Raw genomic sequence first — 7,221 nt, 5'->3', positions numbered from 1 at the left:
GACAGATACTTTTCTATAATACCGGAAGTTGTGTCAGTACCTATTATCTCATCGTCACCCATGCGGCGCAGCGTTATATAGCCGGTGTCGTTGATAATGCGCTCGAACTGCCCGACAGCCTCCATGAAGCCCACAATCATCTCGTGATTGAGTTCCTTCGGGGTGATACGCCCACGGCAGAGGGTGGAGAAATTGGATTGCTGGCGCATACGCTCCTTTGTGGTCTTTGTCAGGAACAGATAGCACTTGTGCGCCAGATACGGACGCTCATTGAAGTGACGCTCAAAACTGCGGTCAAGAAAACTCAAATTATCTTTTTGCAGTTCCGGCTTATAGTTCTCAGACACGAACCAGTCCTGCTTGTGCGCCACCGAATAATGCGGCAGCACTTTGATCGCCTTGCACCATGCGGCGTGCATGGCTTCGTATTCCTGCGATGTTACAGTGAACAGTTCCGGGAGGCTGACCTCGAAGGCCACCGTTATATCGGCGTCCTTCGAGATGATGCAACCGTGTTCCACGGCGAGCAACGGCAGTTTGCTTTCCAGTGTTGTGGCTTTCAGTGTATTTCTCATTTGCGACCTCCCTTCATTATATTGCGCACACGCAGACGGTTGATGATATAGCGGGGACGGTACTTCACAGACGTGAGTTTCATAAGACCGTACTGCCCGTACTTGCCGTTAAGGTGGAAGGTGTACCACACCAGAGCCGACGCGCTCACAGCACCGAAGCCTATGCACAGACCCTGCTGTACACCGCACATATAGAGTACCACGAACAGAATGAAATCGGTTATCAGACCTCCTGCGAAGATGAACAGGTACTGGGCTTTCAGCCCCTTGTATTCCACCGTCCTGCCTATGCCCTTGTTGATAGAATATTCCATTGACGTAGCGGATTTAGAGGAAGAAAGAGCGAAGGATTGTGGCGGCTACCACAAGGAATATACAGGCACCGAACCATGAGGCGGCGGTTTTCGATGTGTCGGGATCGCCGGAGCTGAACTTGCCATAGACCTTGACACCGCCGATAAGACCTACCACCGCGCCGATGGCGTAGATCAGTTTCGTCGCGGGGTCGAAATAGGAGGTCATCATCGAGGTTGCCTCGTTGATACCCGCCAGACCGTTGCCGGCGGCGTAGAGGTTGGCTGCACACAGAAGGAGCGTGAGCATCATCGCCATAGGGCGACGCATACCGGGAGCGTTCATGAACGCCACGATACTGTCATAGAGTTTTTTGAGGGATTTTGTCATAAATTTTATTTTTAGGATGGATTGTGGATTTGGATAGTGGTGGGTCAATGGAGGATGTTGAAGTCGATTGCGTCAATGTCGGTGGTGTCGATGTCGGCATGGAACACGATTTTCTTTTTCGGCTTCGTTTCTTCCGCTTTTTCGGGCGGAGCGTCATGCTCCTCAGGAATTTCGGGGAGCTGGCACTCGATCATAAGTATGCGCTTGCGCACCAACGGATCGAGCTTGATTTTCTCGATAATCTGTGTGCCTTGTATGTCGGGCAGCACACGGCGGGCGGTTTCCTTGTCGTCGGGATTGTCGGAATTACCCTTCAGAACATTTACCGCCGTACTGATTTCGTTGAAATCACTGCCTCCGGCTCTGGGTTCCTCCGACGGGATTTCATCGCCTGTAAGTTCGCTTGCGGAGTGTGTGGCAAAAACTTCATCGAGTTTCTCCACCGGGATTTGTGCTGAGGACTTTTCCTCCGGTTCATCGGGAAAACCGGCATCCGAGGGTTTGCCGTACTCCTTGATGATAAGCGGTATTACCTCTTTGGCGGCTTCTTTCGCAGCCTCGCGGAACACCTCCTTGAACTCGTTGATGTCAAAAGTGCTTTTGCCGACAATACTGTCATTTTCGGCTTCCTCCTTTGTGTCGGCAGCCTTAGCTGGTTCCGGCGATGGCGTTTCCTTTACCGGCTTTGCTGTGTCGGGCTTTGTCAGCACCCTGCGGATAAGCCACAAGTTACTCGCCAGCAGAGCTATTATAAGTGCCGTTTCCATCAGAACAGGTCTTTATGGTTACGTTCATGGACACTGCGCATCACCGCATTGTTGCGGGCAATATGCTCAAGTATGATTTCCGAGGCATAGGATCCGATTGACACTCCGGGTCTGTCAAGACCCTTTACCATGCGCGACAGGGCGGCATGAACTTCGGGATAGATATACACCTTCCTGTTGGACATCAAGATGTGCGGCGAGAGGAAACGCTCAATATAGCGTTCTTCCGCGTCAGCCACCTCGATAGTGGTGACTACTCGTGATTGGGATTTTTTCATGATTGTTGTGAATGTGTGGGGTTATAAAATAGGGTCGATAATATCTGCGAATTCCTCAAAATGCGCTGCAAGCACATTGTTGATATAGGCTTTGATGGAGCAGACCTTCCCTTTCTTCTTGTGGAATAGTATCCGGCGTATCTTCCAGATAAATTCAGGATCGATTTCCGACACTTGGAATTTATCTTCCGGCCACATATAGCGCATATTGCGCACGAAGCGTTCCATATACAGCCGTTCCCTTTCGGAATTTTTAGCCTCTACAGTGGTATTTCCGGGGCTTGCACCGTCACCTGCCGCCGGCTGTGGGTTCTCCTGCTCCTGCTGTTTGGACGCGCTTTTCCTTTTCAGCGATGACAGACCGGATGGCTCATCCCGGAATGTCCTGATAAATTCCTCCGGGTCGATTTGTGGCTCATAAACTTTTGACATAGGCTCACTGGTTTAATATGCCGAGCAGTTCATCGGCAAGTTCCGGAAGCCTTGTGCCTTTGAGCAGCGTTTTGTCGGGCGGAACAAGCGTAGAGCGGAACACAGCGCGGTTAAGGGTCTTTGACCCCTCGCGGCGATACTTCTTGGTGTCGGGTATCTTGGTTTTCATGGTCTGAAGCCCGTATTCCTCAAACACAGCCTCATACTGGTCATAGAGGTCAGTCTTCTCGCGGGCGTCCACGAGGTTCCAGAGCATATACATCTGTTTGACCGATGTGCGCCCGGTCGTGAGCCACTCCTGTATTTTCAGGGCGAAGGCGAGCGAGCTTTCAAGTATTACCTTGTCGGCGGCGACGGGGACAATCACCATGTCCAGACAGTTGAGGATGGAAACAACACCGGGATTGTTGACTGTGCCGGGAAGGTCGAAAAATACGATGTCTATCTCATCCTCGCAGTCATCGATAATCTCTCGGACTTTGCGCATGGCATTCTCCGGCTGAGCCGACAAAACCGGATATGGAGCCAGCTTTGTCAGACGCATATTGTCGGAGAACATCTTTTTGAACACGGGGCTGCACTCTATCAGCTCCTTGTCACGTTCACGCATATCCTCGATGCTGTACTGGGGAAAGTCGCAGTCAACGACAAGGACTTTCAGCCCCCTGACATAGTAGAGGTAACTCGCCGCAAGAACGGTCAGAGTCGTTTTGCCCGCTCCACCTTTCTGGGTGGAGAAAGCGACAAATTTAGGGTCTGTCATAAATAAAATTTGAAAATGGATGTAGTGGAGACTGCATAGCAGTGGCCGTCAGCGTCATTTCGACACGTCGCAGACCGGTCTTGTCTATACTCCGTGGGGGGAACAGGCAGCGGCATTGGCTATGCTTTTGAGTTGGGGTACGGCTATCTCCGTCGCTCATGGGCGACCTTCCTCCGCCGTCAGGAGGGCATCGGCTATGTAAGCCGGAAGGTGATAGTCATGTCAGTCATTTTCTTTTTTTTAATTTTGGGTGTTGGATTTAGTGGCGGAACATTGTTCCTTTCTAACTATGGCCGCACGGCTATATGTCCGTATAACCAGAGATAGGTAGTTTGCTTCTAATATTCCTTGTCAGGAGGTTTGCCCGCTTTATTATAAGATACATACTTTGCCGTTCAGTAACCAATCTCCGTACATCATAAATAAAATAGATTGTTCGGAAGGACATTGTATAAATACCTTTATTGCGGTCTTGCCAAGAGGCGAGGAATGTTATTGGCAGGTCAGCTTTCAATCTTGCAGTTCAGGAGGAAAGTTCATTATATAACAAGTAGGTTGACTTCCCTGAAGGCGAGCTTTCGAGCTAATCTCTACACAAAGAAACAAAATAAATTCCATTTTGTCAAGCCCTTAAAATTGCCAAATCACTGGTTCATAGAGGTTGAGGTGCAGGATTTCCTCACTTTTCCCCGGATTTCCCGAAAACGGGGCTGAAATTTTAACATTTCGCTATGCGATTTTTTCTCGTTTGACCGGAGGCATCATCCGCGATCGCACGGTATCACAAACTTTTTCTCTCACCGTTAGGAATTGCACCGGATTTTTTGTAACTTTATGGAAGCATCGACGGGTGTAGCTACACACCACAGGTATGGAACACCGTTTTTTTCACCGCCAAATGGTATGACCGGCACCACAGGCACCGAAAATATGGATTTCATATTAGGAAGGATGTCCACATAGACATAGCAAGGTGTCCGAATAGTAACTATTCGGGTTTCGGGTAACTCCGGTTCCCACGAAACAACCTTGCAATGCAGGATATTCTCCAAAGTCGAATATCCCATGACTTGACCTGCGGTTTGTCTGTACACAGCGATGCACTCACCACAAAATCCATACATAATATGACTGAAAAACCGAAAACCGGGCGACCGTTGTCGCCCAACCGATGCACCCACTGCGTCATGGTGCGCTTCGATGACCTCGAATGGGATAGCCTGACCCGCATGATGGAGAAGGCTGATGAATCCGTAAAAGCCACGTTCATAAAAAAACTTATCTTCGGAAAACCTTTCAAGGTGCTGTCCACAGATAAATCCCTCGCAGTATATTGCGCCAAACTCTCGGAGTTTTTCGCCCAGTACCGCACAATCGGGGTAAATTATGACCTCGTTGTTAAGGAGCTTCGCGCAAATTTCACTGAGAAGAAAGCTATGACACATCTCTACAAGCTGGAGAAAGCCACCATAGATCTGGCAAAAGTCACAGCTGATGTCAAGGCGTTATCCATGCAGTTTGATGAACAATGGTCGCTAAAATCTCGATAGGCTCATCGCTCTACGGGGCGTTGTCATACAACGGCATGAAGATGAACCGTGACGAGGGCCGTGTGCTTGGAGCGAACAAGATAATTCTTCCGGCAGACGGGAATATTGACATCGCCCGCATGGTGGAGAATTTCAATCTTTTCATGCCGAAAATGGGCAGGACAAAAAAGCCGGTGCTGCATATCTCCCTAAATCCTCACCCCGACGATAAATTGACGGAGCAGCAGTATGAAATTCTTGCCCGCGAGTATCTGGAAAAACTCGGCTTCGGAGAACAGCCCTACATAATTTACAAGCACATGGATATTGACCGCCACCATATCCATATTGTGACCGTCAATGTCAACGAGCAGGGCAAGAGGCTCAATCAGGACTTTCTATTTCGGCGCAGCAAGAAAATTACCACCGAGCTGGAGGAAAAATATAATCTCCACAAGGCGCAACGAGAAAAAATCTCGCCTGATACTCCGATTAGAAAGATTGATCCGTCAGGCGACATCAAGCGTCAGGTTGCCAACACCGTCAAAATGGTCGGTATGCGCTATAAATTCCAGACCATCGGGGAATATAACGCCATTCTCTCTCTATATAATGTAAGGTGTGAGCCTACCGACGGCAGAGTGAACGGACGCGAGTATCACGGTCTTGTGTATTTCGCCACCGATGACAGCGGCAAGACAATCACAACGCCTTTCAAGGCATCGCGCCTCGGCAAGTTCGCGAGTCGCACCGCTATTGACGGGAGATTTGAAAGGGCTAAGGAAAAGATTGATGTTGCACCGACCAAGTGCAAAGTCACCGATGTGATTGCTCACTCTACCGATAAGGCTGATTTCATCGCCAAGCTGAAAGAACACAATATTGATGTGGTTCTCCGCTATACGGAGGAAGGACGCATATATGGCGTCACTTTCATCGACCACAACACCATGACAGTATTGAATGGTTCTCGGTTGGGCAAAGAGTTTTCGGCAAACGCTATCAACGAGCGGTTCAACAATCCGGCAAATGCACCTACCGATACTCCCGATGTTACGACACCTATTGTTGTTCCGCCGATAGAGCCGACACCCGACGACACCGGTTCTAACAATCAATCGCAGACCGGCACGGCACAGGATACCCAAACTTTGGACGGTCAGCAACAATCCACAGGCGGACAATCTCAATCCACCGGTACCCAATCCGTTTCCGACTTCGGCGAATACGACCTACCAATTCCGGGGCTTGACCTGTTCCAGCAGGGGCAGTCGTTCAATCCCGACGAGGAGGAATTCCGCCGCCGTATGCAGCGCAAAAAGAAGAAAGGACATCGCCCGAAATTCTAACAATTCACTTTTCTAAAATTACAATTATGAGCCAACAAGAGGACGACCTCAGAGCGTTGGCAAAGATTATGGACTTCCTGCGGGCGGTCAGTATCGTGCTGGTTGTAGCCAACCTTTACTGGTTCACCCGCGTGGAAGCCACCGACAGCGGCTGGTTCATTTCAACCGTTGACAAGATCTGCGCCAACTTCAACCGCACCTGCGGACTTTTCAACAACACTTTTAACTCAAAACTTTTCGCATTGCTACTGCTGGGGCTGTCATGTTTCGGCACCAGAGGCGTGAAAAACAAGAATATAACATGGCGGCACATAGGCATTGCCCTCGGCACAGGCATAATCCTGTTCCTAATGAACTGGTGGATGTTGCCACTCGGTTGTAGGTATCTCTATATCGGCACTACCGCCACCGGCTACATCTGCCAGCTGATGGGCGGAATATGGGCTGGTCGTATGCTGAAAAACAATATGATGGACGACCGCTTCAACGACGAGAACGAGAGCTTCATGCAGGAAACAAAACTTATGGATAATCAATACTCTATAAACCTGCCGACCAGATTCTACTATCAGAAGAAATGGCACAAGGGCTGGATAAACGTCGTCAACCCGTTTCGTGCCACCATCGTGTTGGGTACACCCGGTTCGGGCAAGTCGTATGCCGTCATAAATTCCTTTATCAAGCAGATGATAGAGAAGGGTTACAGCGGCTATATCTATGACTTCAAGAGTCCGGATCTAAGCATGATAGCCTACAACCATCTGCTCAATCACAAGGAGGGCTATGGCAAGGTCAAGCCGAAATTCTATATGATAAATTTCGATGATCCAGAGCGGAGTCACCG

The 7,221-nt window shown here is 49.5% G+C and carries 10 protein-coding genes; 3 read left to right on the top strand and 7 right to left on the bottom strand.

The window, feature by feature from the left end:
• The 7 genes from JX312_RS06665 to JX312_RS06635 form a co-directional block, all read right to left on the bottom strand.
• The coding region (locus tag JX312_RS06665; RefSeq protein ID WP_204457460.1) for a TraG family conjugative transposon ATPase at positions 1-575 on the bottom strand (575 nt) is incomplete at its 3' end.
• Complete coding sequence (locus JX312_RS06660; RefSeq protein WP_016562972.1) at positions 572-889, bottom strand: DUF4133 domain-containing protein; 318 nt, start codon at positions 887-889, stop codon at positions 572-574. The genes JX312_RS06660 and JX312_RS06665, both read right to left, overlap by 4 nt.
• 13 nt (positions 890-902) lie before the next feature.
• Entirely contained in the window at positions 903-1,199 is a 297-nt protein-coding gene (locus JX312_RS06655) for a DUF4134 domain-containing protein (protein ID WP_123486691.1), read from the bottom strand.
• A gap of 104 nt (positions 1,200-1,303) precedes the next feature.
• Complete coding sequence (locus tag JX312_RS06650; protein ID WP_123486680.1) at positions 1,304-2,026, bottom strand: hypothetical protein; 723 nt, start codon at positions 2,024-2,026, stop codon at positions 1,304-1,306.
• Entirely contained in the window at positions 2,026-2,304 is a 279-nt protein-coding gene (locus JX312_RS06645) for a DUF3408 domain-containing protein (protein WP_204457459.1), read from the bottom strand. The genes JX312_RS06650 and JX312_RS06645 overlap by 1 nt, the downstream gene beginning before the upstream one ends.
• A gap of 21 nt (positions 2,305-2,325) precedes the next feature.
• Positions 2,326-2,736, bottom strand: coding sequence for a DUF3408 domain-containing protein (locus JX312_RS06640; protein ID WP_123486678.1), 411 nt, complete (start codon positions 2,734-2,736; stop codon positions 2,326-2,328).
• A 4-nt stretch (positions 2,737-2,740) separates the two neighbouring features.
• Positions 2,741-3,499: a ParA family protein gene (locus tag JX312_RS06635; RefSeq protein WP_123486677.1), complete on the bottom strand. Its 759-nt coding sequence runs from the start codon at positions 3,497-3,499 to the stop codon at positions 2,741-2,743.
• Between the two features lie 1,127 nt (positions 3,500-4,626).
• Between JX312_RS06635 and JX312_RS06630 the strand changes: the two genes are divergently transcribed.
• From JX312_RS06630 to JX312_RS06620, 3 genes are all read left to right on the top strand, one after another.
• Positions 4,627-5,049: a hypothetical protein gene (locus JX312_RS06630; RefSeq protein WP_123486690.1), complete on the top strand. Its 423-nt coding sequence runs from the start codon at positions 4,627-4,629 to the stop codon at positions 5,047-5,049.
• Entirely contained in the window at positions 5,028-6,377 is a 1,350-nt protein-coding gene (gene mobB / locus JX312_RS06625) for a conjugal transfer protein MobB (protein WP_123486675.1), read from the top strand. The genes JX312_RS06630 and mobB overlap by 22 nt, the downstream gene beginning before the upstream one ends.
• Before the next feature lie 26 nt (positions 6,378-6,403).
• Positions 6,404-7,221 (top strand): YWFCY domain-containing protein (locus tag JX312_RS06620; RefSeq protein WP_204457458.1); only part of this gene is annotated, 818 nt, incomplete at its 3' end.

The organism is Barnesiella sp. CU968, assembly GCF_905219685.1.
Taxonomy (GTDB): domain Bacteria; phylum Bacteroidota; class Bacteroidia; order Bacteroidales; family Muribaculaceae; genus Lepagella; species Lepagella muris_A.
Note: the sequence above shows the minus strand (reverse complement) of the source record. Positions and strands in the feature narration are given on the sequence as shown.